Origin of the sequence: Parafrankia elaeagni, assembly GCF_000374165.1 — a bacterium.
Classification (GTDB): Bacteria; Actinomycetota; Actinomycetes; order Frankiales; family Frankiaceae; genus Parafrankia; species Parafrankia elaeagni.
This window is the reverse complement of the sequence record NZ_KB893713.1, coordinates 120,188-144,261: the sequence shown is the minus strand read 5'-3', so window position 1 is coordinate 144,261 and position 24,074 is coordinate 120,188. Positions and strand designations below refer to the sequence as shown.

Here is a 24,074-nt window from a genome sequence, read left to right as displayed (position 1 = left end):
GCCGGGCGCTGACAGGAGGTGGACGGGGCTCTCCTCCTTCGGGCCGATCGTGATGCGGAAGGACCCGTCCGGCGCGATCTGTAGGTCACGGTCGGTGATGCTGGCGAGGGGGGTCAGGTCGGTGTTGTTGANCAGGTTCGGCGGGGTGACCTTGGTGCCGCGGTGCAGCTCGATGTTGANCTGTGCGGGTCGGTGGGCGGGGTCGAACCGGCCGAGGACCTCGAAGCGCCGGTCTCCGTCGATGGAGGCGATCCGGTAGATCGCGTCCGGGTTGTCGCCGGAGGTGCCGACGCCGGGCAGGGTGTGGCCGAGCCATTCGCGGGGGGTGTCGTCGGTGACCCAGAGCTGGGAGGGCAGCGGCAGGAAGTTCGCGATCTCGGCCATGATCAGAGAGTTGGACCACTGGGAGACCGCTTCGTCGAGGGTGGCCGCGCCCGCCGGGGACTGCCCGCGCGGTGTCGCGGCGAGCTGGTCGCGCAGGTCGGCCTGCAGGCGTTTGAGCGGGGTGTCCTCGAGGATCTCCAGCAGGGTCTCCTCGGCGAGGATCTGCGACGGCGTCGCCAGGACCGGCCGAGGCCGGGTCCGCTGGGCATCGTCAGGCGTCATCGTGATCGCTCCTCACCCCTGATGCCCGGAACGGGCGTCGAGGTCGAACGAAACGGCCTCGGTCAAGCTGATGCTAGGACGTCACCTACCGCGGTCGCCAATACAAATGCCGACGTCCAGATATGCCTTTCCGGTATGGCTCGGCCGCGTGCCGCAACCTCCCTGACGCCGTTCGCGCTGCTTGGAGCGACGGGGGCGACGAGCGTTTTCCGCCGGGGACCTCGGACTGCCCGGCCGCCACCGGCCGCCACCGGCCGGCTTCGACAGTCACGGGTCAGCCGGTGAGAACGTAGCCCTGCAGGCCTTCGACGATCTGGCCTTCGCAGGCGCCGTCCGGGGAGACGAAGTGGTCGCCGCTGCCCGTGCGGCAGCGGACGATCGCCCTCGTGGCCGGGGCGGACGGCTGCGAGGCGTAGACCCAGCCGAGGACGCCCGCGACCTGCTGCCCCTCACAGTCCGGGCTGCCCGAGGTGAAGGAGTTGGCGCCGATCCAGCAGGCGTAGAGCGGGTGGGTGCCCGGAACGTCGCCGGACTGGTAGACCGACCCGAGCACGCTCTCGGCCCAGTAGCCGCCTGGCGCGGGGCCCGTCAGCGCCGTGTGGTCCGCGCCGTTGTAGTACCGGACGAGGGGAACCGCGGCGGGGGAGGGCGCCGGGGCGGTGGTGGGCGCTGTGGTGACGGCTGGCACGGCGCCCGTCTGGCCAGGACCGGCGGACGAGACCACCGACGCCCCGGGGGACTTCGCCGGAGCCGCCAGGCGCACGCCGTCCGCCGGGCCGCCTGACAGCGTGGGCCGGCCGGCCGGTGTCGCATCCTCCGCGCCGGTCGGTCGGCCGGAGCTGTCCGGGGCGGCGGTCCCGGCCGGCTGCGGACGCGGAGCTGTCCGGCCCTCGCCCCGGTCCCCGAGGCCGCCGCTCACCGCGAACGCGGTGAACGCACCGCCGGCGAAGGCGGCGGCCACGGCGGCTGTGGCGACCAGGCGGGCTCGCCGTCGCCGGGCCGGGCGGCCGGGCTCGACCAGGGTCCGCTCCCCGGAGCCGGAGCCGGAGCCGGGAGCGGAGGCGGAACCGGGGGCGAAGCCCGGTCCCGGTCCCGGTCCTGATCCTGGACCGGCGGCCGGCGTGCCTGCCTGCACGCTCGTGGGGTCCATCGCCGCAGGCTCGTCCCGGCGGTGGGCCGGGGGCCGGATCCCGCTCGCGGGCGAGGTCAGCAACGGCTGTGCCCACGGGACCCACAGCTGCTCCATCGCACCCAGCGTGACGTCCTGCGCGACCGCCAGGCTGGCGATCTCGACACCGAGCAGCGCGCAGAGCGCCTCGTCCGCGCTGGGACGGTGCGCCGGGTTCTTCTGGAGCGCGCGCGTGAGCACCGGGACGAGGTGACCCGGCACGCCCGTCAGATCGGGGGAGTCCCGCAGCATCCGCATCGCCATCGCCGCGGGTGCCTCGGCGGGGAAGGGATGGCGGCCGCGGGCGGCGAAGAGCAGGCACATGGCCCAGGCGTAGATGTCCGCCGCCGGCCCGGCCCGTTCTCCCAGCAGCTGTTCGGGGGCCATCCAGGCGACCGTGCCGAGAACGGCGCCGGTTCCGGTGTGGGCGGTGCCGTCGAGCGCGCGGGCGATGCCGAAATCGATGATCTTCGGACCGGTCGTGCCGAGCAGGACGTTCGACGGCTTGAGATCGCGATGGACCAGGCCGGCTGAGTGCATCGAGAGCAGGGCGGTAGCCAGGCCGCAGCCGAGCGCGACGAGCTGGGCCTCCTCGAGACCGCCGTGCCGCCCCACCGCGGCGGTCAGGCTGAGCCCCTCCACGTACTCCGTCACGAGCCAGGGGCTTTCGGCCTCGGCGTCCGCGTCGACGAACGCGGCGACGAAGGTCCCGCGGATCCGGCGCGCGGCCGCCACCTCGCGGCGGAACCGCTCGCGGAGATCGGCCTCGGCGACCAGATCGGGCCGGATCATCTTGACCGCCACCGGCCGGCCCGCCGGGTCGACGCCCAGGTACACGGCCCCCATCCCGCCGGAGCCGAGCCGCGCCCGGAGCCGGTACCGCCCCACGACGGCAGGGTCGGAAGCGACGAGCGCCGCCGGCATCCAGGCTCCTCACATGACGGGCAATCAGCTCACTCCGAGCCTAACCACCCGATCCCCGGTCCCCATGATCCGGTGCGACCCTCACGGCCGACGTGGTGGCCACACCGGTCACCATCGATACGCGCGCCATCCCGTGCCGGCCCTCGGGCCTGCCTGCGATCTGCGCCGGCTGCCGGCTCGTCGTTCAACGGCAAGTGGCACCCGCCCGCACACTCTCCGCACAGGGTGCTTTCTACTTGCTGCGTGGAGAGGCGGGGCTGTCACCGGTGGTCACCCTGCCGCACACCGGCCACCATGCGCCGCACCGCGCCCGCGTCCCTCCCGGGCCTCTGCCGCTGCTCTCAGTCGCGGTGAAGCGCTCTCAGCCGCGGTGGAGGCCGGTGCGGGTGAGCCAGGTCGCGACCTGCTGGTCGGCGTCGGCGACGGTCTCGCCGAGCACGGCCAGACCATCACCGATGGCCGCTCCGCGGCAGGCACGGCCGTAGTCATCGGCGGCGCGGCCCAGGCCGCTGACGGCGTAGGTGACGACCGGATGGACGATCCTGCCGGTGAAGTCGAGCGCTTCGGCGAACGTCCACATGATCATCGGTGGTCGTACGTTCCAGATGGGACTGCCCAGCAGCACCACGTCGTAACTGTCGAGGGACGGCACGGAGCCGGCGATCGCCGGGCGGGCATCGGCGTTCTGCTCCCGGACGTTGCGCGCGACCGTGGCCTCGTAATCGTCCGGGTAGGGGTCGGCGGCCTCGATGCGGTGGACGTCGCAGTCGATGCGGTCAGCGATGATGCCCGCCAACACCTCGGTGTTGCCGACGGTGAGGTTCCGGCGCCCGCCGTAGTGGTAGTTCTCGCCGGCCCGGGAGAAGTACGCCAGCAGCACCCGTCCGGCCGGTGCGGGGTCAGGGGAGGCTGTCCCAGCCGTGCTTCCCCGCGCGGTGGCGTCGTCGCGTGAGCGGGGCTCCGGGTCGGAGGAGGATGAGCAGCCGCCGAGCGCGGGCCCCGCGGCGGCCGCCGCCAGGGCCGCGCCGAGCAGCGCCCTGCGGGTCGAGATCGCGCTCACCGTCGGGCGCTCATCGTCGGGTGGGGGTCGGGGCGGTCATGGCGAGCCTCCTTGCTGGGATGGCCCACGCCGATCCATCCGGCGGCGGGGCGACCGGGTTCGCTGCCGCTGCCCGCCCGCGGCGACGCGCGGATGGTCCGGTGGTGGATGGTTCGGATGGTTCAGGGCCTGGCGGTGCGCCGTCTGTCCCCGGCCACGCCACTGCCAAACGGGGTGGCGCCGCCGGGAACGGGGCGGTTGCCGGACGCGCTGTGGTCCTCGGCAGCGCTGTGGCCGTCGGCAGCGCTGTGGCCGTTGGTAGCGCTGTGGCCGTCGGCCGTGGGGCGGCTGTCGGCCGTGGGGCGGCTGGTGGTGGCCGGGGTGTGGCTGGCGGCCGGGGTGTGGCTGTCGGCCCAGCTGGCCAGGAACCGCAGTGCTTCCTGCGCCGGGGAGTCCGGCGCGGCGGTGTACACGTAGAGGTTCATGCCGATGTCACCGGGCAGCACCAGCGCCTGGTAGGCGAGCTCGATCTCGCCGACAACCGGGTGGTGCATCCTCTTGGTACCCATGGTGTGGTGCCGCACGTTGTGCGACGCCCATCGGACGCGGAACTCCTCGCTGCGGGTGGACAGCTCTCCCACGAGGTCGGACAGCGGCCTGTCGTACGGATGGCGACCGGCCTCGATCCGCAGGCTCGCGACGATGTCGCTGGCGGCCGTGTGCCAGTCGACGAAGAAGTCCCGCGCTCGCGGATTGAGGAACGTGAACCGCGCGACGTTCGGCGGCTGGGTGGTCTCGGCGTGGATGTCGCTGTACAGCGCGCGGGCGAGCTTGTTGGACGCGAGAATGTCACGGCGGCCGTTGCGCACGTCCGCCGGCGCGTCGGTGATCGCGTCGAGCACCCGCTGGATACCGGCGGGCACCCGTGCCCGCCCCGCGCCCGCTCGGGACCGGGCCGAGGTGGTGGCGTTGGCCGCCCGGGCCAGGTCGAACAGATGCTCGCGTTCGGCGTCGTCCAGCTGCAGTGCGCCGGCGATCGCTCCGAGCACCGACTCGGAGGCGCCGACGAGGTTCCCGCGCTCCAGGCGGGTGTAATAGACGACGCTGACCCCGGAGAGAGCCGCGACCTCCTCGCGGCGCAGGCCGGGTACCCGGCGGTTGTCGCCGAACGCGACCAGGCCCGCCTGTCGCGGGGACAGCCGCGCGCGGCGGGAGGTCAGAAACTCGCGCGCCTCGCTGCGGTGGTCACCAGTGTTGCCTGCCATGTGCCTGACAGTAGGCGTGGACCCGAGCGGGTGGGAGTCCCCGCCGGTATCCCTCACCGTGGTGTCGCCCCGCACCGTGGCCCCGCCCCGCGCCGCTTCCCCGCGCCGCTTCCCCGCGCCGCGGCGTCTCCCGTGACGCGGCTTGACCTTGACCCTGCGTCAGGGCCCCAGCATGGCGGCATGACCGCTACCAGGCCCGCGATCGAGGTCGTCGGACTCACCAAATCCTACGGCGACCACACCGTGCTGGACGGCGTCGACCTGACCGTCCCGGAGGGCACCGTCTATGCGCTCCTCGGGCCCAACGGCGCCGGCAAGACGACCATCGTCAACATTCTCTCCACCCTGCTGGCCCCGGATGCCGGCGAGATCCGCGTCGCCGGCTTCGACGTGCGGCGCGACCCTGGCGGGGTGCGGGCCGCGATCGGTGTCACCGGTCAGTTCTCCGCGATCGACGAGCTGCTGACCGGCCGCGAGAACCTGCGGCTGATGGCCGAACTGACGCACCTCGGCCGGGCGACCACCGCCGCCGCCGTGACCGTGATGCTGGAGCGCTTCGACCTCGTCGACGCCGCCGACCGGCGGGCGCAGACCTACTCGGGCGGCATGAAGCGGCGGCTGGACCTGGCGATGACGCTCATCACCCGGCCCCGACTGATCTTCCTCGACGAGCCGACGACCGGTCTCGACCCGCGCAGCCGTCGCGGCCTGTGGGCGATCGTGCGCGAGCAGGTCGCCGACGGCGTGACGGTGCTGCTGACGACGCAGTACCTCGAGGAGGCCGACCAGCTGGCCGACCGGATCGGGGTCCTCGACGGGGGCCGGCTGGTCGCCGAGGGCACGGCGGCCCAGCTGAAACGGCGGGTGCCCGGCGGGCACGTGTCGGTGCAGTTCACGCACGCCGCGGCGCTGGCCGCGGCAGCGGCGGCACATCCGGAGGCCACCTCCGACGTCGACGCGCTCACCCTGCAGATGCCGGCCGACGGCAGCGTCGCCGGGCTGCGCCGCGTGCTCGACGGCCTGGACGACGAGGGCGTCGCCGGGCTGACGGTCGGGTCCGCCGACCTCGACGACGTGTTTCTCGCGCTGACCGGCCGCGCGGCCGAGACGCCCGCAGCAGAGGAGATCCCGGCATGAGCACCGCCTACACCGTCCGTGACTCGGCGACGATGCTGCGGCGCAACCTGCTGCACATCCGCCGCTACCCCTCGCTGTCGATCATGCTGGTCGCGCAGCCGATCGTGTTCCTGCTGTTGTTCGTGTATGTGTTCGGCGGGACCCTCGGCGCCGGCCTGCCGGGCCAGGGTGCCGGCCTGCCGGGCCAGGGCGGCGGCGGGGACCGCGGCGACTACCTGGTGTTCATCACGCCGGGCATTCTCATCATGACGGTCGCCAGTGTCGCGCTCGGCACCGCGATCTCGACCGCGACCGACATGACCACCGGGATCATCGCCCGGTTCCGCACGATGGACATCGCCCGGGCGTCGGTGCTCACCGGCCACGTGCTGGGCGCTGTCCTGCGGACCGGCTTCGCCGTGGTGATCGTGGCGGCGTTCGCGTTCCTGCTCGGGTTCCGCTCCGACGCCGGCCCGCTCGGCTGGCTCGGCGCGGTCGCGCTGCTGGTCCTCATCGCGTTCGCGCTCACCTGGCTGACCGTCGGCCTGGGCCTGGCGGCGGACAGCGTCGAGACGGCGAGCAACACCCCGCTGTTCCTGGTGATGCTGCCGTTCATCAGCAGCGGCTTCGTGCCGACCGACGCGATGCCCGCCGGCCTGCGCCAGTTCGCGGAGCACCAGCCCTTCACGCCGATGATCGACACTCTGCGCGCACTCGTCACGGGCACGGAGACGGGCACCGACCTGTGGCTCGCGATCGGATGGTGCGCGCTGATCGCCCTGCTCGGCTACCTCTGGTCGCGCCGGCTGTTCCTCCGAGTGCCCACGAAGTAGGGGAGGCTGGCAGGGGAGTAGGAGACTGACGCGTGCTCACGATCAGCCAGCTGGCGTCGTACGCCGGCGTCACCGTGCGCGCGGTGCGGCATTACCACGCCAAGGGTCTCCTGCCGGAGCCGGAGCGCGATCACTCCGGCTACCGGTGCTACGGCGCCCAGGCCGTCGTCGAGCTCATCAGGATCCGTACGCTCGCCAGCGCCGGCGTCCCGCTCGCGCGGGTCCGCGAGCTGCTCGGCGCGGGCGAGGAGGAGTTCAACGCCGCCATCGTCGACATCGACCGGCGCCTGCGTGCGGAGATCAGGGAGCGGCAGCGGCACCGGGAACGGATCGCGCAGCTGGCGGCCGGGGACAGCCTGGCCCTGCCGCCGGAGGCGGTGGCCTACCTCGACCGGATGCGCGAGCTCGGCCTGCCGGAGCAGATGATCGAGGGCGAGCGGGACGCCTGGATCCTGGTCGCCGCCCAGCTCCCGGAGCACATGCCGCTCTACATGACGCTGAAGCAGCAGCAGCTCGACGACCCGGCGACGCTCCGGTTCTACCATGATCTCATCGCCGCGGCCGGCTGGGAGGCGGACGACCCGCGAGTGGAGGCCATCGCCGACCGGCTCGTCGCCCTCATCGAGGCCGACGCCGAGGGGTGGGAGAACTACGACGAGGTGATGCCCGACGAGCTCGCGCAGCTCCTCGACTCGGTCTTCCTCGACTCGATGCCGATCGCGCGCCGGCTCCTGAAACTGCTCGAGGAGCGCGGCTGGCGCGGCTGGACAAAGCTCGAACGGATCTCCCCGAAAGAGCGCCGAGCGCCGCCGACGGCGGAGTAAGGCACCGGTGCGCCGCACCCGGAGCGCCGGCGAAACTGCTGACTAGCAACACGAATGCCCTGGTTCTGCCCTGGTGTCGAGAATCGTCGCGACGTGGCGTAAAGTTCTGGCATCGATGGCCGACCCGGCGAAGGTCGGGTCGGTTGATGCGCGTCAAACGACTAAGTGGAACGGGGCCACAATGGTCGATCAGTACGGCTCTCACCCAGGCGCGGCGCCGCAGTGGACGGTGTCGGTCCCAGGCTGGGACGGCAGCAACGTCGACGTGGCGTACCTGGACAAGAACCTCAGGCACAGCGGAATCGAAACCGCACTCGACGAGGGCGTCAGTCCCCGGACGATTATTCTGATGTTCCTGAGCGCAGGTGTCGCCAGTGCACTCGTCTTCTTTGTCTTCTTCCTGCTCGTGTTGTTTGCGTCGGCGGGTAGTGGTGAGGAGGCGGCCGGAGGTCTGCTGGTCGTCGCGATGATAATGTCCACCATCGCCTTCTTCGTGGTGCTGCTGGGAATGAGGGTGCCCGAACCCGTCGCGGAATGGCGGGTGCTTCTCGGTGACCGGGCGGGCAGCGCGACGTCCACCTACAGCCAGATCGCCGGTGCGCTCCGAACGCGCCGGATGCCGATCCATCCCGAGGTACGGCCGGTCGACACCGGCTCGCCGCGCGACGGCGTGCGCTACCGTCTCGTGTTGCACGAGAACTTCTATGTCGCCTACGTCTCGGTCTTCGCCTACGGCACGAGCCTCTATCTCGGTTGGATGATGTGGCGCTCGCGTCGCGGGTGGCAGCTCATCGGGCAGTTCTTCTCCGACATCCTCGGCGGCATGCTCGGGCGCAACAGCCCTGAACTGCGGATGCTGCGCACCGAACGTCCGAGGGCCATGCGCGAGGCCGTGCACTCCGCCTGCCGGGAAGGGCTTTTCGTCGCCTACGAGCAGCGCGACGTGCCTCTCGAGTTCGGTTTTCCGCACCCGCAGGAACGCAGCAGAATTCCGTCGGCGCCCAGCACGGCGCCGTCCCCCTTCTCGCCACATCCGTTTGCGTCGGCGCCCCGGGCGCCCCAGCCGCCGGGGCCGAGCTGGCTGGACACGTCACACCAGGCGGCGCAGCACGCTCCGATGCCGCAACACGATCCGGGGGCGTCCCACACCGCAGCTGACCAGCAGAGGTTCTCGCACCAGCCTCCGTTCCAGCCCCCGCCCGCCCCGCCTGTTCCACCCGTCCCGCCCGGCGCTCCGGTCGGGCCAGACAGTGGCGGCTATCCGTTCGATCGAGGGCGCGACGGCAATGACGATCGGGCCAGGTGACGGGACCCACGTCGTCTCAGGAGCTGACGGCGGTCACTGGGCATGGGCCGCAGCCGAGGTCGAGCCGGTCAGGCCGGTGCGGGCGAGCGTCTCCGAGGCGGCGACGGCGGAACAGGTGTGGCTCGCCGGGCTGTGGAATGTCGCTGACCCCGTTCGTTTCGAGGTGCGGTACATAACCTTCCCCGGCTCGGAGTGGTTGACCTGCGTTCTGCTCGCGCAGGCCTACGACATTGACCGGCGCGCCGCCGTGCGCCGAGTACTGGCGCTGCGGGACCGGCTGGCCGCCGCTCCGGACCACGTTCGTGTCACGCCCGTGCTCGACTCGGCGGCCGTCGTGCAGCTGCTGGCTCCGCTGCACCCGCGCAGCGAGGGAATGGTCGAGATCCGCAAGGCTGTCGCCTGGTCCTGGTCCCGGCGGGCGGAACGCAGGGTGTGCGTCGCCGTGTCGCCGTACACCGGCGGTGGCGACTGGCAGGCGACCTGGGAACAGCTGCTGGCCAGGCCGGACGGCACGCTGCTCGGCGTCTGCGTCGAGCCGTACCGCCTGGGACCGGGCGAACAGGCGGCGTTGGCCGGGCTGGCCGGCCAGTACGCCGCCCTCTCCCGGGACGCCACTCCGGCGGCCAGCCCGGTGCGCTTCCCCGCCGACCCGTTCGCGGCGGCGGCGCGGCCGCTGTACGACGCCGCGGTGCGTCGCTACGTCGACCGGGTGTTCCGCATCCGGATCTCACTCGCCGCCGCCGCGCCGATTGACCCGGACCTGGGAGAGCGGGTGGCCGCGACCATCACTCCCATGGCGGCGGGCACCGGATTCGCCGGCGGGGCGGCGGTGGCTCGCCCGATGGGCGGCGAGTTGCACACGGCCTGGACCAACATCACGACGATGAGTCTCGACTGGCTGGACCGTACCTACGACCTGGGGGTTCCGCCGGGCAACCTGGGCCCGGGCGAACGCTTCCTGACCGAGATCGCGGACCTGACCGAGACGGCAGCGGTGTTCCGGTTGCCGTACGAGGTCGCCGATCGGCGTCCGCTGTTCGACGGGCCGCGACGACGCCAGGCCGCGGCGAGCGGCGTCGGTGCCTCATTTGCCGTCGTCATCGCCCATGACGAGTCCGACGCACGGGCGGCCGACCTGGTCGACGGGCACCTGAGGCTCGCGGGTTTCGACCCGTGGCGGGCCAACGTCGATCTGCTCGGTGGGGCCGATCGCCGGCTCGAGATGCGGCGGACCATCCGGCAGAGCCGCTACGTCGTGGTGTGCCTGTCGACGGAGTCCGTCGGGCGGGCCGGTGATCTGCAACGGCAGCTGCGCCTGGCGCTCGACGTCGCCGAGGAGATGCCGGAAGGGCGGACTTTCGTCGTCCCGGTCCTGCTCGACGAGCAGTGCGGCCTGCCCACCCGGCTCGACCATCTCGAGCCGGTTCGCTTCTACCGGCCCGACGGCCCGGAACGGCTGTTCCGGGCGCTCGGAGTCGACGCGCGCAGCGCCCGGAGCAGCTGATCGATCCCACCTGCCGCGAACAGGTCGACCCACTGGTACTCCTGCAGATCCGCTGGCAGGTCGCACTCGTCGAGTCGTGCCGGCACGATGAACACCACATGGTCGGGGAGTTCGTCCGCGCGGTCGAGCGCGATCCTGATCTCCCGATGGAGCTGGCTGGGGCGACCCAGCACCCGGGCTGACAGGCACGGCACGAAGAAGTCGCAGTCCAGCACCGCGCGGCGCACGACCAGATCCCGTCGAGAGCCGCCGGTCACCATCTCGGATCCGACCCACGGAGTGAAGCCCGCCGCTGTCAGCAGCTCGGCCAACGCCCGGACCTTGCTCTGCTCCTCTCCATCGTGTGCCAGGAACACCGTCGGTGCGTGCGGCGGTGGTGCCGTCGGCGCGGGTGACGCGGGTGACGCGGGTGGTGGTAGTGGTGGCGGCGGCGATGTCCGGCCTGCGCCCGTCATCGACGGGGCGGGGTCACCCGGCCGGCCGGCCAGGAAGCGGTCATGAAGATCGCGGAAGACACCGTTGGCCGGGTAGCGGGCGAGGGCCGCTGCCAGCAGTCGCCGGCAGGGCTGAGCCACGATCCCGGCCTCGAGCGCCCGGAACACCTCGAACCAGGCGTGCTCCGACGTGCTGTGGAACGACGGCAGGCGCCTCGGTGGCACGCCGAGCTCGCCGAGCAGCATCTCCGCCGACGTCCGGTCCGGTGCGACAGTCGCCAGTTCGGTCCGGAACCGCTGCAGGTCCGACCGGCTCAGCGGGAGGTCGCCGGTCGGCCAGCCAGCCGGTGGCTCCGCGGGCGGGGGATCCGCTTCCGGGAGGTCCGGCGTGCCGGGGAGGTGCGTCGTCACGATGCCACCGTCTCCAACAGACTCACGTGGGCGGCTCCCGTCAGCCAGCGTCACCGGGCGCGATGGGCAACCGGCTCAGCGGGAGGCCGGGAGAACCTCCTCGAACAGGTCGATCATCGCCTTCCAGGAACGTTCGTCGGAGCGACGGTCGTAGCGGATGCCGGGGCGCAGACCGTCGTGGGACGGGTCGGTGAAGGAGTGGCCCACGCCGCCGTAGAGGTGCATCTGCCAGGCGACCCCGGCGGCGTGCATCTCCGCCTCGAAGGCCCGGCGTTGCTCGGGCATTCCCGTTCAGGCCGCCGCCGCCGTGACAGACCAGAACCGCCGGGCGCGGGCCGGGCCGGCTCTCGTCGAGGGAAAGCTCACCGATGAGGCGCAGGTCCCGGCAGGTGTACTCGATGTTCTCGGTGCGCATGGAGCCTCCGTCGGCCTTCGCGCGGGCTTCGGTGCGGGTTTCTGCGTGGGCTTCGTCGCCCAGCATCCCAGAAGCCGTTCCTCGCGGGCGGCCCCACAGTCTCGTCCGGCCGGACCGTCGATCTTCTTGACGGCGGGTGCCGCCGAAGTTTGAATGCGTGTTCAAAGAAGCGCGCAGGCGCTGCCGTCCCGGGAGGTTCCGATGACCGACATGACCACGGTGTACTGGGATCCGTTCGACCGTGAGATCGCCGACGACCCGTATCCGGTTTACCGGCGGATGCGTGCCGAGGCGCCGCTGTGGCACAACAGCCAGCACGATTTCTGGGTACTCAGCCGTTGGGACGACGTCAACAGCGGACTCGTCGACTGGCCCACCTTCTCCTCGTCGAGGGGGCCGATTCTGGAGATCATCAAGGCGAATGTCGAGATTCCGCCGGGCACGTTACTCATGGAGGATCCGCCGATCCATGACATCCACCGGCGCCTGCTCGCGCGGGTGTTCACGCCCCGCCGGGTCTTGTCGCTGGAGTCGGCGATCCAGGAGTACTGCGTCCGCTGTCTCGACCGGCTCGAGGGAGTGGACCAGTTCGACCTCATGACCTCCTTCGCCAACGAGGTCCCGATGCGCGTCATCGGCATGCTGCTCGGCATCCCCGAGGAGGATCAGCTGGCGGTCCGGGAACGCGCCGACGCCAGGCTGCGCACCGAGTCCGGCGGGCAGATGAAGGTGTCGGGGGCCGCGCTCATGGACACCGAGCTGTTCGCGGACTACATCGACTGGCGGGCCGCGCATCCCTCCGACGACCTGATGACCGAGCTGCTGGGCGCCGAGTTCGAGGACGAGAAAGGTGTCCGGCGCACGCTCACCCGCGAGGAGATCCTGACCTACGTCACGGTGCTGGCCGGCGCTGGCAACGAGACGACCGCGCGCCTGATCGGCTGGCTCGTCGCTTTGCTCGTGCGTTACCCCGACCAGCGTGCCGACCTTCTCGCGCACCGCGACCTGATTCCGAACACCATCGAGGAGACACTGCGCTTCGAGCCGACCGGCCATGCCGTCGCCCGCTACGTCACGCGCGACGTGCGGCTGTATGACCAGACGGTGCCGGCGGGCAGCGCGATGATGATGCTGGTCGCGTCGGCGAACCGCGACGAGCGGCGATGGGACGGCGGCGAGCGCTACGACATCCGCCGCAGGATCGACCAGCACATCACCTTCGGGCTCGGGACCCATTACTGCCTGGGTGCCGCGCTGGCGAGGCTCGAGGGTCGGATCGCGCTCGCCGAGTTCCTCAACAGGTTCCAGGAGTGGGAGGTGGACTGGGACAACGCGGCGCTTTCCTCCACCTCGACCATGCGTGGCTGGGAAAGCCTTCCCCTCAGGGTCCGCTGACGTCGTCGCCCCGGCCCCACCCTTTGCTGTCGCTCGCCGCGTGTCAGGCCGGGTTCTTGGCCGATCGCAGTGCTTCGAGGGCCTGGTCGGCATGGCGGCCCATCGCGAACTCGGAGTCGATACGTGCGATCACGGTGTGGTCGGAGCCCACGACGAACGTCGACCGCTTGTTGGGGCCCCGCCGGCGCCGGACCCCGAACGCCTCCGCGATGGACCTGTCCGTGTCGGCCACCAGCGGGAACCCGAGTGTGTGTTTCGCGCTGAACTGCGCCTGCTTGGCCACGTCGTCGGCGCTGACACCGACGATCCCGGCGCCCACGGCGGCGAACTCCTCCGCCAGGTCACGGAAGTGGCAGCTCTCCTTGGTGCAGCCGTACGTCATGGCGGCCGGGTAGAAGAACACCACCAGCGGGCCCTTCGCCAGCAGATCCGAGAAGCGCAGCTCGGCCCCTGTCTCGTCGACTCCCGTCAGCTCCCCGACCTTGTCTCCCACGTCCATGCGGTGTCCCTCCCGGTTGTCATACCCCTTGGTACGAACTGGGCGTGAGCCTATTACGTTCCCAGTCTGGTGGCATAAATACTTTCGTCGAGGGCTGTCGCCGCTCTCGCAACGAGCCCGGCCCGGCCGCCGGTCCGCCGGTCCGCCGGTCCGCCGGCCCGGCGGCCCGGACAGTGCCGCGCGGATTGATCGATTGAGAGATCAAATCCAGGTTGTGGTGATCCCGGAAGCCTTCCATCGTGGAGCGGCGCGGGCCTGCGCGAAAGCCCGGGAGGAGCTCAGCCCATGCCGTCTTCCACCGCCGAGAGATCACACAGCTTCGACGTCTTCGAGCACTACGAACGGCTCCAGTGGAAAGTCTGCGACCTCGGTCTCGACACCGTCCGGCGGGAGCTCGTCCAGCCCGCCTACATAGCCCTGGTCCGTGGAGTCGTCGTGGGCGAGGCGACCTCGCTCCCGGGGCTGCACGGCTTTCTCAGCGAGTTCTCCGACGACTACGACTGCTCCGCGTTCGTCGCGATCTGGGCGTACCAGGAGCTGCAGCACCACTACGCCTTCCGCGCGTGGCTCAGGGCGGTCGGTGTGCACATCGACCAGGACCGGATCGAGGCGCTGCGCGAACCGTACGAGGCCGGCATCACGCCGAGCGCGACACTGACCACGAACGTCATCTCGGAGATCATCGTCAACACGGCCTACCGGGCCCTGGCGGAGTGGGTGGAGGAGCCCGTCCTGGCCGACCTCTTCCTCCGGGCGAGCCGAGACGAGGCCGGCCACGCCCGCGAGTTCCTCTTCTACCTGAAGCGCCGCCTCGCGGACCATCCGCACGAACTGAAGTCGGTGCTGGAGCGCATCCACTTCTACGTCACCAACCCGCGGCTGAACCATCCGGTCGGTGTCTACAAGCACCAGCGGGTCGAGGAGATGCGTGACCACGAGACCGTGGACGACGTGATCGACGTCTTTCTCCAGATCTCCCCGCCGGACGCGCAGGAGAAGCTGCAGGCCAAACTCCGCCGCATGCTCGGGGCGGCGGTCGGCCGCGACCTCAGCCGGAACTCGGCGATCCGCCACGCCATGGCCGAGCTCTCGTCCTGACCCGAAGGAGCCACGATGACGCCGTCCGCCTCCGAATCCGAGGTTCTCAGCACCGTCACGGGCATCGTCGCCCGTGAGCTCGGCACGCCGGCCGAGACGCTCACGCCCGACCTCGACCTTCGCACCCTTCAGGGCGCGGACTCGATGAAGGTCCTCGTCATGATCTCGCGCATCGAACGCACCTACGACATCGAGATCGAGGACGAGGACGTCTTCTCCCTGGCCTCCGTCAACGACGTTGTCCGCGTCGTCCTCGCGACGCTCGCGGCGACCACCGTCTGAGAGGTCAGGCGTCGGCGTCGGCGAGTGTCCGCAGTACCTCGCGCATGTACTCGAGCGCCTCGCGGTCGTCCAGCGCACGCCCCCACGCCTGCTCCCGCTCCGGACCGAGGTGGGGCTGCGCGGCGATCGCCGTGGCGGCACCGTCCACCAGGGTGTTCCAGTCAGGTGCGTCGAGAAGGCCCGTCGTCGCGAGGAAGCCGAGCATCCGCGCGGCGTCGGGCAGTCGGCCGACGGCTGCCATCATGTTGATGAACTCGACACTGGTGACGCAGGCGGCCTGCATGTTGTCGTCGTCGAGAAGCTGGTCGATGTGGCCGCGCAGGATGCCGAAGGCCCGCGCCCGGTCCCCGCGCCGAAAGACCGCCCCCGCCTCGACGACCCGGTTCGGGGAATGGGTGCGCTGCGGCACCGTCACCCCGACGGCCTCGTCGAACAGCCGGTTGGCGCGGGGGAGGTCGCCCTGCAGCGAGGCGGAGTAGCCGAGCATCACCAGGGTCAGGTTGAGCAGTGTCGGAGGTCCCTGGGCGCGGTACCGGTGCACCAGAGCCGTGGTGAACCGGTCGTGTTCGGCGAACCGCCCGGTGAACAGCAGTGCCGCGCCGGCGTCGAGCTCGAACTGTTCGGCCAGGTCGTCGTCGCCCCGTCGGCGCAGGTCCGCGATGGCCGGAGTCGCCCAGACGCCGTGCGCCGCGTAGTCCTGGTAGACCGACGCCCGTGCGTGGTGGACCAGCGGGTGGTCCGGTTCGCCGTAGCGCTCGACGAGGCGTTCGTAGGCGACGTCGCGCCGGCTCAGTTTGTAGCGCTGCGCCGCCCAGGTGAGCCCGAAGACGACGAGCTCGTCGTCGGGCGGTGAGATGGTCAGTAGCCGTTCGACCCAGTCACCGATCTCGTTGCGGCTGCGGCGCACGATCTCGACGACGACGCGGCGGACGAGCGCGTGGGCGAGCGCCTGCCTCTTCGCGGCGCACGCCCAGTCGAAGGCGGCCCGCAGGTTGGGCCAGAGCTCGTCGAGGCGGGCCACCCCCTCTACCTCGGCCTGGCCCGCCAGCAGAACCTGCACCCGGGCGGCCGCCTCCAGACACCACAGGGCGTGCCGTTCGGCGACGAGCTCGGTCTCGCCGGTCTCGGCCAGCCGTTCGGCCGCGAACTGCCGCATCGTCTCCAGCAGCCGAAACCGCGGCCCGAACGGCCCGGAGTCGACGACCAGCATCGAACGCGCGACGAGGGTTCCCACCACCTGGTCCACGTCGGTTCCACCGGTTCCACCGGCTCCACCGATGCCACCGGTGCCGTCGGTGCCGTCGACGGCGACCGCCGTCGCGCCGCTGAGGTCGAACGGTCCCGCGAACACCGACAGCCGTTGGAACAGCCGGCGCTCGGCTGCGCTGAGCAGGTCGTAGGACCAGGCGATGGTGGCACGCAGCGTCCGGTGCCGCTCGGCGGCGGTGCGCGGCCCACCGACGAGCAGCCGGAGATGATCGTCCAGCCGGGTGAGCAGATCGGCCGGAGCGAGGGTGGTCGTCCGGGCCGCGGCCAGTTCGATGGCCAGCGGCACTCCGTCGAGCCGGCGGCAGATCTCCTCGACGGCCTGGCGGTTCGCCGAGGTGTCGAACCCGGCAGACAGGGCTGTGGCCCGCTCCTCGAACAGCTCCGCCCCGGGCCCGGACGGTTCCAGCGGCCCGACCGCGACGAGTCGTTCGTGGCCGTGGCCGAGGCCGAGAGCCTCCCGGGAGGTGGCCAGCACCCGTACGTCCGGACAGCCCTCGGCGATGGCCGCGGCGAGCTTCGCCGCCCCGGCGGCGACGTGTTCGCAGTTGTCGAGCAGGAGCAGCGCTCGGCGTGGTCGCAGCGCGGTGACGACCGAGTCGTTCAGATCCCGTCCGGCCAGCTCGGTGATGCCGAGCGGGGTCGCCACCGCCCGCGGGACGTCGTCGGAGCTGGTGATCTCGGCCAGCTCGATCAGCCAGGTGCCGTCCAGGTCGGAGCGGCGGGCCGCGGCCGCGACGGCGAGCCGGGTCTTGCCGATGCCGCCCGGGCCGACCAGGGTCACGACGGGGGTCGCGGTCAGCGCTTTCTCGACCGTGTCGAGCAGGGCGTCCCGCCCGAGCAGGCGGCCCAGCCTGCGTGGCAGGTTCCCGCGGCGGCCGTCCTCCGTTCGCGGTGGCGGGTGTTCGCCGTGGCCGACCTGGTAGAGGCGTTGCTCGGACACCACGCCGTCGAGACGGTGGGTACCGAGATCCCGAAGGTCGTCGCGATCGAGCAGCAGCGCGGTCGCGGCGGAGGCGAGCACCTGCCCGCCGTGCCCGGCCGCGGCCAGCCGGGCGGCCAGGTTCACGGCGGGTCCGAAGTAGCCGTGGCGCCGTTCGTCGGTCTCACCCGTGTGCAGGCCGAGCTGGGCCCGGAGGGCCATGCCGGCCGGCCAGGCCTCGTCGCGCGCCGCCGCCTGCAGGTCCAGCGCCCACGCCACAGCATCGGCTGCGCGGTGGAAGGCCGCGCCGAACGAGTCGCCGCCGCTGGCGAAGACCTGGCCGCCGTGACGGTCGACGGCGGTCCGGACGAGAACCTCGTGGCGAGCCAGGGCCAGCGGCATCTCGTGCCGGTGCGACGCCCACCAGCGGCCCGCGTCCGCCACCTCGCAGAAACCGAACGTCACGGTCCCGGACGGTCTCGCCGCCGCCACTGCCGTGCCCGCCGCCGTGCCCGCCGCCGCCGTGCCCGCCGCCGCGGCGGCTGCGGCGGCTGCGGCGACTGCTGACGTATCTGGCGCCGCAGGCCTGGCCAGCCGTCCGTCGTGACCGAGGATGGACGCCTCGAGCTCCCGCAGCCGAGGCCCGGGCTCGACAGCGAGCTGGGAGATGAGACGTCCACGGGCTGTGCGGTAGGCGGCGAGGGCGTCGGCCTGGCGGCCCGCCCGGTAGAGCGCCGTCATCAGCAGTGCCCACAGGCCCTCGCGGAACGGATAGGTGGCGGTCAGCTCGGTCAGCTGGCCGATGACGGTGGACGTGTCGAGCTCGACCCGATGCTCGAGATCCGCCTCCACGACCGCCAGCCACTGTTCGATCAGGCCGTTGACCGTGGCGGTCAGCCCCGGGGCCACCAGACCGGCCAGTGGGGTGCCCGTCCACTCGGCGAGAGCCGCCTCGATCTCGCCGGCCTCGGCCAGCCGCCGGAACCGGAGGACGTCGACCGCGTCGGGGTCGACGTCCAGGCGGTAGGCCGAGCCGGCGCGCTCGATCGAGCTGGAGCCCAGCGCGCCGCGCAGCCTCGTCGCGTACGACGCGAGCGTGCGGTCGGCCGTTCTCGGCGGGGCGTCACCCCAGACCAGCTCGGTCAGCCGCCACACCGGGACCGCCCTGCCCGCCGACAGGGCGAGTGCCGCGAGCAGCGCCTGGCACTTCGCCGGCCCGACCTGTGCCGGGCGGCCGTCAGGCGTGACGGCGCCGACTCCACCGAGTAGACGGATCTGCAGCACCGCGCCGCTCCCTGCTCTGTCCTCGCCCGGGGGAGACCTCGGAAGATCACGGAAAGGAGCCCCGAGGGCTTCCCGGCCCAGTATGACTTTCCTGGCCGCGCCGCTCTCCGGAACAGCCGGCCGGACCCACCGACGGACCCACCGACGGACTCAACAGAAACTCGACCCGTTCGAGCGGATCGCACAACACGGGCGCGGCAGTCTCGGCCCATGCACGCACTTCAGTCCCGACAGCTTTCCCGCGGCTGGGCCGCTGCGCTGTTCGCCGGATTCGTGACCGTGGGGGCCCTCCAGCCACCGCGGCACGAACGACCGCCGACGCAGCCGGCCTGGGCGGACGTGCTGATCGTCGCCACCCTGCTGCTCCTGCTGGTCGCCTTTCTGGCTCTGCTGGCCGGCCGGCGCTGGGGATTCACCCCCGCCGCCTATGGCAGCGGCGGCTTCGTCCTGGTGTCGGCGGTGTGCCCGGCATGGGACCACCATCAGATCGGAGCGTGGTGGGTGGCCCAGATCGGTATCAGCGTCGCCATGCTGGTCGGGTCCGTGATCGGACGGTCGGCGCCTCCCAGGCTGACCGTCGCGCCGTCTGTGCCCGCGGCGCTGTCGGTGCCCGCCGCGCCGCCTGTGTCCGCCGGCCTGTCCGTGCTCGCCGCGCCGGGCGCGGTCTCGGCGCCCGCCGCCACCGGACGATTCCGGGACGCCCGGTGAAGGCGATCGTGCAGGAGCGGTTCGGCCCGCCGGACGTCCTGAGGCTGGCCGACATCGACGTCCCCGAACCCGGCCCGGACGACGTCCTGGTGGCGGTGCGGGCCGCCGCGCTCAACCCGTATGACTGGCACATGCTCCGCGGCGATCCGCTCGTCGCGCGGCTGTTCGGTGGGATGGGCCTGACCCGGCCGAAGTCGCTGGTGGCCGGTCTGGACGCGGCGGGCCGCGTCGAGGCTGTCGGTCGCGACGTCACCGGGCTGCGGCCCGGGGACGAGGTACTCGGCTACTGCCCGGGCGCCTTCGCCGAGTACGCGCTGACCTCGCCGGAGCTGGTCGTGCCCAAGCCGGCGGCCCTGTCCTTCGAGCAGGCCGCCGCCATGCCGATCGCGGCGACGACCGCGCTGCGCGGGATCAGGGACGTCGGCCGCGTCCGGGCGGGCCAGCGTGTCCTCGTCAACGGGGCCGCCGGCGGTGTCGGCACCTTCGCGGTCCAGCTCGCGGCAGCGTCGGGCGCCGAGGTCACCGGCGTGTGCGGCGCCGGGAACGTCGACCTGGTGGCCTCCCTCGGTGCGTCCTCCGTCGTCGACCACACGTCGGCCGACTTCACCGACACCGACGACCCGTACGACGTGATCCTCGACAACGTCGGCAACCGGCCGCTGCGCCAGCTGCGTGGCGCGCTGGTACGGAACGGAACCCTCGTGGTCAACGCGGGTGGCTCGCCCGGGCGCGTGTTCGGCGCGGTCGGTTCGACGCTGCGGGCGGTCGCGGTCAACTGTGTCGTGCGGCAGCGGCTGACTCCGCTGCCGGATCGGCGCGAAAGATCTTTTCTGCTCGCGGTCACCGAGGCTGTCGAGAAGGGAACGCTCTCGCCCGTCCTCGATCGGATGTACCCGCTCGCCGATGTCGCCGAAGGCCTGCGTTACGTCGAACGAGGCCACGCCAGGGGCAAGGTCGTCGTCACGGTGTCCTGACAGACCTCAGCTTCTCGGCCACTTCTGGTGACATGAACAGAGGTCGGGCCTCCGCTGGCCTCGTCTCCGTCACCGCGGAGACGTGTATGGGCCGATAGAAATCCGATCGCGTCTTCGGTGATGAACCTCCATGTCCCGGTACGAGGCCTGTGTTCCGACCGGTGATGCCGTGGCCTGCGTTCCTTGACTCGCAGAAGGGAACATTCATGAAAATGTGGACACGACGTGCGGCAGGTGTGCCGCCGTTCTCGCTGTCGCCGGCGGTGTGGCGATCGCGACGACCATCGCGACGACCACGTCCGCCTCCGCGGCAACACCCAACACGGCCGTCGGAATCCAGGCAGCGGGGATCCTCCCCATCGGGCCGCTCGTGGTCAGCACCTTCCCGGGCACCTCTCCCGTCATTCTGACGGGCGTCACCCTCCCCGCCGGGCCGGGCTCGCTGACCCTGAACCAGCAGACGGTCGAGGCTGACGGCACTCTCGCCGTCAATGCGATAGCGATCGATCTCCTCGGGCTCGAGCACATCGTCATCGCGAGGTCGGTCTGCAACGACGCACCCTGACCTGACAACGACCTGATCCGGGGCCGTGCGCGCTGCTTTCTCCCCGACCGCGGGAGTGCGCCCGGCCCCGGGCGGCTACCCGGCCTCGCCGGCCTCGGAGACGGCCTCGCGCACCGGAGCGCCGGTGACGTCGTGCGCGGCGATGTCAGGAAGGATGGCTGCGCCCAGCGGCTTGCCGTGCCACCGCGTCAGGCTCCAGCCAGCCGAGAGGTCGCCTTCGAGGGTGACCAGGCCGGTGTTCGAGAGCCAACGGTCCTCCACGGAACCGACCCCGCCGACCCGCAGGCCGACCCACGCCCGGATCGCGGCACCATGACTGACGACCACGACGGTGTCACGCTCGTCATGCGCCGCCGCGACCTTCGCGATCGCGGCGTCGTAGCCGGCGACGAACACGCGGCCGTTCTGCCCGCCCGGCATCATGCGGTCCAGATCGCCGTGGAGCCAGTCGGTGATGACGTCGAGATACGTCGTGATGGAGGCCTTGTCGCTGCGCAGCTCGAGATCACCCGCGCCGATCTCCTCGACGCCCTCCTCGACTCCGATCGCCAGCCCACGGGCCTCGGCGAGGGGAGCCGCGGTGAGCTGGGTACGGGTCAGGACCGAGGCGTAGACCGCCGAGATCGCCTCGCCGCGGAGGACGTCGGGGAGTGCCCGTGCCTGAGCGTGGCCAAGGGCGGTCAGCCCGGCTCCCGGCCGCCCGGTGTCGAGGGCACCGGCGACGTTGGAGGGGGTCTGGCCGTGACGGAGCAGCATGAGGCGCATCGCGGCCGAGTTTAGCGCCGGCGTTCGGGAGGCGGCGGATCCGCGCTCGTGCTGACGCGCTCGGCCGCCGCCCTGGCAGCCAGGTCCGCTGGTTCCCGGGTGTTACCGCTTGTTCAGCAGGCCGGCGTCGACGGGGACGACCGTGCCGGTGACGTACCGTGCGTCGTCCGATACGAGCCAGGCGACGGCGTTGGCGATGTCCTCCGGCTCCACCAGGTCGACCGGCATCGCGTTGGTGAGCGCGCTGGCCAGCTGCGGGGCGAGCTCGAGGATCTTCGCCAGGTTCCCGTCACCGGCCATGGGCGTGCGGACCGCGGTCGGCGCGACGCTGTTCACCCGGATGCTGTACGGAGCGAGGAAGTTCGCCCACGACCGCATGAGGCCGACGACCCCGTGCTTGGCGGCGGTGTAGCCGAGGAACCCGGCGGTGGGGATGCCGACGCCGACCAGGCCGCCCGTGGAGCTGGTCAGCACGATCGAGCCGCCCTGGTTGCGTTCCAGCAGCTGCGGGATCGCGACCCGACCGGTGTTCCACACCCCGGTGAGGTTGACGGCGACGACGTCCTCCCACTGCTCGTCGTCGGTGGCCACGCCACCGGCGCCGATCCCGGCGTTGGCGACGACGATCTGGACCGGGCCGAGCTCGGTCACGCCTTCCTGGAAGGCCTTCTCCAGCCCGGCGAAGTCCCGGACGTCCGCCTGCCGCGTGACGATCCGCCGGCCCAGGGCCTCGACGTCCTTCGCCGTCTGCTCGAGGTCAGCGAGCGTGGGCATCGGGTAGGCGACCGACCGGACCGGACCACAGAGGTCGATCGCGATGATGTCGGCGCCGTCCTGCGCTAACCGCAGTGCGTGGGCGCGGCCCTGTCCGCGGGCGGCCCCGGTGATGAAGGCGACCTTGCCGTCGAGCTTTCCCATCAGTTCTCCCTGAGGTGACGTGACGTCGGATGGCGCATGGCATGGGCATGCGCATGGCGTGGTGGTGGAGATGGTGGTGCGGGCGTGGGCGGTGCGGTGTCGGGGTCTCGTGGCTGTGGGCGGGTCCCGGCGGGAGGGCTGATGCGTCCGGGGCGCAGTTCTAATTTTTAACAGTCGTTCTAACTTCGCCCGCGATCGGTGTCAACCGACCCGCCCTGGCGCCGGATCCGGGTGGCGGATCGGGTGCGGTGGCAGTGGTCGTGGGGATTGCGCCACAGTCCCGCCGCGAGCGTGGAGCCTGCCTCCGAGTCGGGGGTCCGCCATCATGGGACCTCCCCAGGCGTTCGGGACCCGGCGCCGTCTACCGGAGGAAGGTGCATGGCCGAGCCCCGCCGACGCCGGGCGGCGACCGTGGAGAAGGTGAGCCGCCTTCTCGACGCGACCGAGGAGCTCATGCTGAGCGAGGGCTATGCGGCGGTCAGCTCCCGCAGTGTGGCCGCCCGCGTCGACATCACCGCTCCGCTCCTGCATTACTATTTTCCGACGATCGACGATCTGTTCGTGGCGGTCCTGCGGCGGCGCGCGGAGCAGATGCTCGCCCGGACCAGGGCGGCGCTGTCCTCACCCCAGCCGCTGCGTGCCTGGTGGGAGCTGGTCTCCGACCCGCGCGGAACGGGGCTGATCGTGGAGTTCGTGGCGGCGGCGAACCACCGGCCGGCGCTGCGGACAGAAGTCGGCCTGGTGGCCCGGGAACTGCGGCGGCTGCAGATGGAGGCCCTGGCCTCGATCCTCGGCGAGTACGGACTCGACCCGGAGGACTTCCCGCCCGCCCTCGTCGCCGCCGCGGTGCAGGGACTCGCGTTCGCCGTCGTGGCCGACCGGGCTGCCGGCCACGACACCGCGCACGAGCAGGCCGCCGACGCGATGGCCCGCCTCGTCGCCCGCCTGGAGGACCGCCGGGAGCGCCGTCCGGCCGAGTGAGCCATCACCACAACATGACGACGGCCGTCGTACACCCGCGGCGGCCCGGCGGTCTCGAGTGCCGGTCGCGGGCGCGTACTATTTTCGGGCTGGCGCGGAGCCGTTCGGAGACAGGCGACACCCGAGGGCGCTGACAGAGAGGGGTCTCGGTGGCTGACGCCGATGACGTGCGTCGGTTGGCGCTGGGTCTGCCGAACGTCGTGGAGGTCGAGAGCGAAGGTTTTGACTTCCGAGTGGGGGACAGGGGATTCGTCTGGTCCTATCCGGAGCGCACGCCGGGAAAACCGCGGGTGATCCGGACCGACATCGCGGTGCTGTTCGTCGGCGACGAGGCGGAGAAGCAGGCGCTCCTGCGCGGCGAGCCCGATCTGTTCTTCACCGCCCCGGGCTATGGCGGCGCGCCTCTCGTGATGGTGCGCCTGGCGAAGCTGGAGGTCGACCGCCTGACGGAGCTCGTCACCGACGCCTGGCGGATGCGCGCGCCGGACGTGCTCGTAGGCAGCCCCGACGGGGCCGGCGCCAGCGACTCGTCCGACATCACCCTCGGCTGAACCCCGCGCAGGGCCGCAGCT

At 71.5% G+C, this 24,074-nt stretch carries 22 protein-coding genes; 13 read left to right on the top strand and 9 right to left on the bottom strand.

Annotation, left to right across the window (positions count from 1 at the left end; genetic code table 11):
• Positions 1-880 precede the first annotated feature (880 nt).
• From B207_RS36765 to B207_RS33140, 3 genes are all read right to left on the bottom strand, one after another.
• Positions 881-2,698 carry a serine/threonine-protein kinase gene (locus tag B207_RS36765; protein ID WP_051102467.1) on the bottom strand — a complete coding sequence of 606 codons (1,818 nt, stop codon included), beginning with the start codon at positions 2,696-2,698 and terminating at the stop codon, positions 881-883.
• A 361-nt stretch (positions 2,699-3,059) separates the two neighbouring features.
• Positions 3,060-3,758 (bottom strand): flavodoxin, encoded by a 699-nt coding sequence (locus B207_RS0108915; RefSeq protein WP_018636184.1) that lies wholly within the window; start codon positions 3,756-3,758, stop codon positions 3,060-3,062.
• A gap of 161 nt (positions 3,759-3,919) precedes the next feature.
• Positions 3,920-5,002, bottom strand: coding sequence for a helix-turn-helix transcriptional regulator (locus B207_RS33140; protein ID WP_018636183.1), 1,083 nt, complete (start codon positions 5,000-5,002; stop codon positions 3,920-3,922).
• A gap of 180 nt (positions 5,003-5,182) precedes the next feature.
• Here B207_RS33140 and B207_RS0108905 point away from each other — a divergent pair, with 180 nt between their 5' ends.
• From B207_RS0108905 to B207_RS0108885, 5 genes are all read left to right on the top strand, one after another.
• The gene (locus B207_RS0108905; RefSeq protein WP_018636182.1) at positions 5,183-6,139 is read left to right on the top strand and encodes an ABC transporter ATP-binding protein; all 957 of its coding nucleotides are present in this window, start codon (positions 5,183-5,185) and stop codon (positions 6,137-6,139) included.
• A complete protein-coding gene (locus B207_RS0108900) occupies positions 6,136-6,951 on the top strand; it encodes an ABC transporter permease (protein WP_018636181.1) in 816 nt (271 codons plus the stop codon). Before B207_RS0108905 ends, B207_RS0108900 begins: the two co-directional genes overlap by 4 nt.
• Positions 6,952-6,983: 32 nt before the next feature.
• Positions 6,984-7,775, top strand: coding sequence for a MerR family transcriptional regulator (locus tag B207_RS0108895; RefSeq protein WP_018636180.1), 792 nt, complete (start codon positions 6,984-6,986; stop codon positions 7,773-7,775).
• 73 nt (positions 7,776-7,848) lie between these two features.
• Positions 7,849-9,081, top strand: a complete 1,233-nt coding sequence (locus tag B207_RS33135) for an adhesin (protein WP_154675223.1) — start codon at positions 7,849-7,851, stop codon at positions 9,079-9,081.
• Positions 9,062-10,585 (top strand): toll/interleukin-1 receptor domain-containing protein, encoded by a 1,524-nt coding sequence (locus tag B207_RS0108885; protein WP_018636179.1) that lies wholly within the window; start codon positions 9,062-9,064, stop codon positions 10,583-10,585. Before B207_RS33135 ends, B207_RS0108885 begins: the two co-directional genes overlap by 20 nt.
• On the opposite strand, the gene B207_RS0108880 is transcribed toward B207_RS0108885, so the two are convergent.
• Positions 10,513-11,430, bottom strand: a complete 918-nt coding sequence (locus B207_RS0108880; protein WP_026310847.1) for a toll/interleukin-1 receptor domain-containing protein — start codon at positions 11,428-11,430, stop codon at positions 10,513-10,515. The two genes, B207_RS0108885 and B207_RS0108880, sit on opposite strands and share 73 nt — an antisense overlap.
• 75 nt (positions 11,431-11,505) lie before the next feature.
• Entirely contained in the window at positions 11,506-11,715 is a 210-nt protein-coding gene (locus B207_RS41210) for a dienelactone hydrolase family protein (protein ID WP_018636178.1), read from the bottom strand.
• A gap of 331 nt (positions 11,716-12,046) precedes the next feature.
• On the opposite strand from B207_RS41210, the gene B207_RS0108870 reads away from it, so the two are divergent.
• Positions 12,047-13,240, top strand: coding sequence for a cytochrome P450 (locus B207_RS0108870; RefSeq protein ID WP_018636177.1), 1,194 nt, complete (start codon positions 12,047-12,049; stop codon positions 13,238-13,240).
• A 43-nt stretch (positions 13,241-13,283) separates the two neighbouring features.
• On the opposite strand, the gene B207_RS0108865 is transcribed toward B207_RS0108870, so the two are convergent.
• Positions 13,284-13,739, bottom strand: coding sequence for a peroxiredoxin (locus tag B207_RS0108865; protein ID WP_018636176.1), 456 nt, complete (start codon positions 13,737-13,739; stop codon positions 13,284-13,286).
• Positions 13,740-14,024: 285 nt separating this feature from the next.
• Between B207_RS0108865 and B207_RS0108860 the strand changes: the two genes are divergently transcribed.
• Together B207_RS0108860 and B207_RS0108855 are read left to right on the top strand one after the other, a co-directional pair.
• Positions 14,025-14,837, top strand: coding sequence for a ferritin-like domain-containing protein (locus tag B207_RS0108860; protein ID WP_018636175.1), 813 nt, complete (start codon positions 14,025-14,027; stop codon positions 14,835-14,837).
• A gap of 15 nt (positions 14,838-14,852) precedes the next feature.
• On the top strand, positions 14,853-15,119 hold the full coding sequence (locus B207_RS0108855; RefSeq protein WP_018636174.1) for an acyl carrier protein: 267 nt from the start codon (positions 14,853-14,855) through the stop codon (positions 15,117-15,119).
• Between the two features lie 4 nt (positions 15,120-15,123).
• On the opposite strand, the gene B207_RS40545 is transcribed toward B207_RS0108855, so the two are convergent.
• Positions 15,124-18,591, bottom strand: a complete 3,468-nt coding sequence (locus tag B207_RS40545; RefSeq protein WP_018636173.1) for an AfsR/SARP family transcriptional regulator — start codon at positions 18,589-18,591, stop codon at positions 15,124-15,126.
• Positions 18,592-18,801: 210 nt separating this feature from the next.
• Here B207_RS40545 and B207_RS0108845 point away from each other — a divergent pair, with 210 nt between their 5' ends.
• The 3 genes from B207_RS0108845 (at position 18,802) to B207_RS0108835 (ending at position 20,838) form a co-directional block, all read left to right on the top strand.
• On the top strand, positions 18,802-19,299 hold the full coding sequence (locus tag B207_RS0108845; protein ID WP_018636172.1) for a hypothetical protein: 498 nt from the start codon (positions 18,802-18,804) through the stop codon (positions 19,297-19,299).
• A complete protein-coding gene (locus tag B207_RS0108840) occupies positions 19,296-20,273 on the top strand; it encodes an NAD(P)-dependent alcohol dehydrogenase (RefSeq protein ID WP_018636171.1) in 978 nt (325 codons plus the stop codon). The genes B207_RS0108845 and B207_RS0108840 overlap by 4 nt, the downstream gene beginning before the upstream one ends.
• 214 nt (positions 20,274-20,487) lie before the next feature.
• The gene (locus B207_RS0108835; RefSeq protein WP_018636170.1) at positions 20,488-20,838 is read left to right on the top strand and encodes a hypothetical protein; all 351 of its coding nucleotides are present in this window, start codon (positions 20,488-20,490) and stop codon (positions 20,836-20,838) included.
• Between the two features lie 75 nt (positions 20,839-20,913).
• Here the strand turns inward: B207_RS0108835 and B207_RS0108830 are convergent, their stop codons facing one another.
• The gene (locus tag B207_RS0108830) at positions 20,914-21,603 is read right to left on the bottom strand and encodes a histidine phosphatase family protein (protein WP_018636169.1); all 690 of its coding nucleotides are present in this window, start codon (positions 21,601-21,603) and stop codon (positions 20,914-20,916) included.
• A 102-nt stretch (positions 21,604-21,705) separates the two neighbouring features.
• Complete coding sequence (locus B207_RS0108825) at positions 21,706-22,521, bottom strand: mycofactocin-coupled SDR family oxidoreductase (protein WP_018636168.1); 816 nt, start codon at positions 22,519-22,521, stop codon at positions 21,706-21,708.
• Positions 22,522-22,899: 378 nt separating this feature from the next.
• Between B207_RS0108825 and B207_RS0108820 the strand changes: the two genes are divergently transcribed.
• Positions 22,900-23,502: a TetR/AcrR family transcriptional regulator gene (locus B207_RS0108820; protein WP_018636167.1), complete on the top strand. Its 603-nt coding sequence runs from the start codon at positions 22,900-22,902 to the stop codon at positions 23,500-23,502.
• A gap of 149 nt (positions 23,503-23,651) precedes the next feature.
• Entirely contained in the window at positions 23,652-24,053 is a 402-nt protein-coding gene (locus B207_RS0108815; RefSeq protein ID WP_018636166.1) for an MmcQ/YjbR family DNA-binding protein, read from the top strand.
• Positions 24,054-24,074 lie beyond the last annotated feature (21 nt).

What these genes read in the sequence shown, in the direction of transcription:
- B207_RS0108825 (WP_018636168.1), bottom strand. Translation starts at nt 22,521, where the DNA reads ATGGGAAAGCTCGACGGCAAGGTCGCCTTCATCACCGGGGCCGCCCGC.
- B207_RS0108905 (WP_018636182.1), top strand. Translation starts at nt 5,183, where the DNA reads ATGACCGCTACCAGGCCCGCGATCGAGGTCGTCGGACTCACCAAATCC.
- B207_RS0108885 (WP_018636179.1), top strand. Translation starts at nt 9,062, where the DNA reads ATGACGATCGGGCCAGGTGACGGGACCCACGTCGTCTCAGGAGCTGAC.
- B207_RS0108865 (WP_018636176.1), bottom strand. Translation starts at nt 13,739, where the DNA reads ATGGACGTGGGAGACAAGGTCGGGGAGCTGACGGGAGTCGACGAGACA.
- B207_RS0108820 (WP_018636167.1), top strand. Translation starts at nt 22,900, where the DNA reads ATGGCCGAGCCCCGCCGACGCCGGGCGGCGACCGTGGAGAAGGTGAGC.
- B207_RS0108830 (WP_018636169.1), bottom strand. Translation starts at nt 21,603, where the DNA reads ATGCGCCTCATGCTGCTCCGTCACGGCCAGACCCCCTCCAACGTCGCC.
- B207_RS0108860 (WP_018636175.1), top strand. Translation starts at nt 14,025, where the DNA reads ATGCCGTCTTCCACCGCCGAGAGATCACACAGCTTCGACGTCTTCGAG.
- B207_RS0108845 (WP_018636172.1), top strand. Translation starts at nt 18,802, where the DNA reads ATGCACGCACTTCAGTCCCGACAGCTTTCCCGCGGCTGGGCCGCTGCG.
- B207_RS41210 (WP_018636178.1), bottom strand. Translation starts at nt 11,715, where the DNA reads ATGCCCGAGCAACGCCGGGCCTTCGAGGCGGAGATGCACGCCGCCGGG.
- B207_RS0108870 (WP_018636177.1), top strand. Translation starts at nt 12,047, where the DNA reads ATGACCGACATGACCACGGTGTACTGGGATCCGTTCGACCGTGAGATC.
- B207_RS36765 (WP_051102467.1), bottom strand. Translation starts at nt 2,698, where the DNA reads ATGCCGGCGGCGCTCGTCGCTTCCGACCCTGCCGTCGTGGGGCGGTAC.
- B207_RS33140 (WP_018636183.1), bottom strand. Translation starts at nt 5,002, where the DNA reads ATGGCAGGCAACACTGGTGACCACCGCAGCGAGGCGCGCGAGTTTCTG.
- B207_RS0108900 (WP_018636181.1), top strand. Translation starts at nt 6,136, where the DNA reads ATGAGCACCGCCTACACCGTCCGTGACTCGGCGACGATGCTGCGGCGC.
- B207_RS0108855 (WP_018636174.1), top strand. Translation starts at nt 14,853, where the DNA reads ATGACGCCGTCCGCCTCCGAATCCGAGGTTCTCAGCACCGTCACGGGC.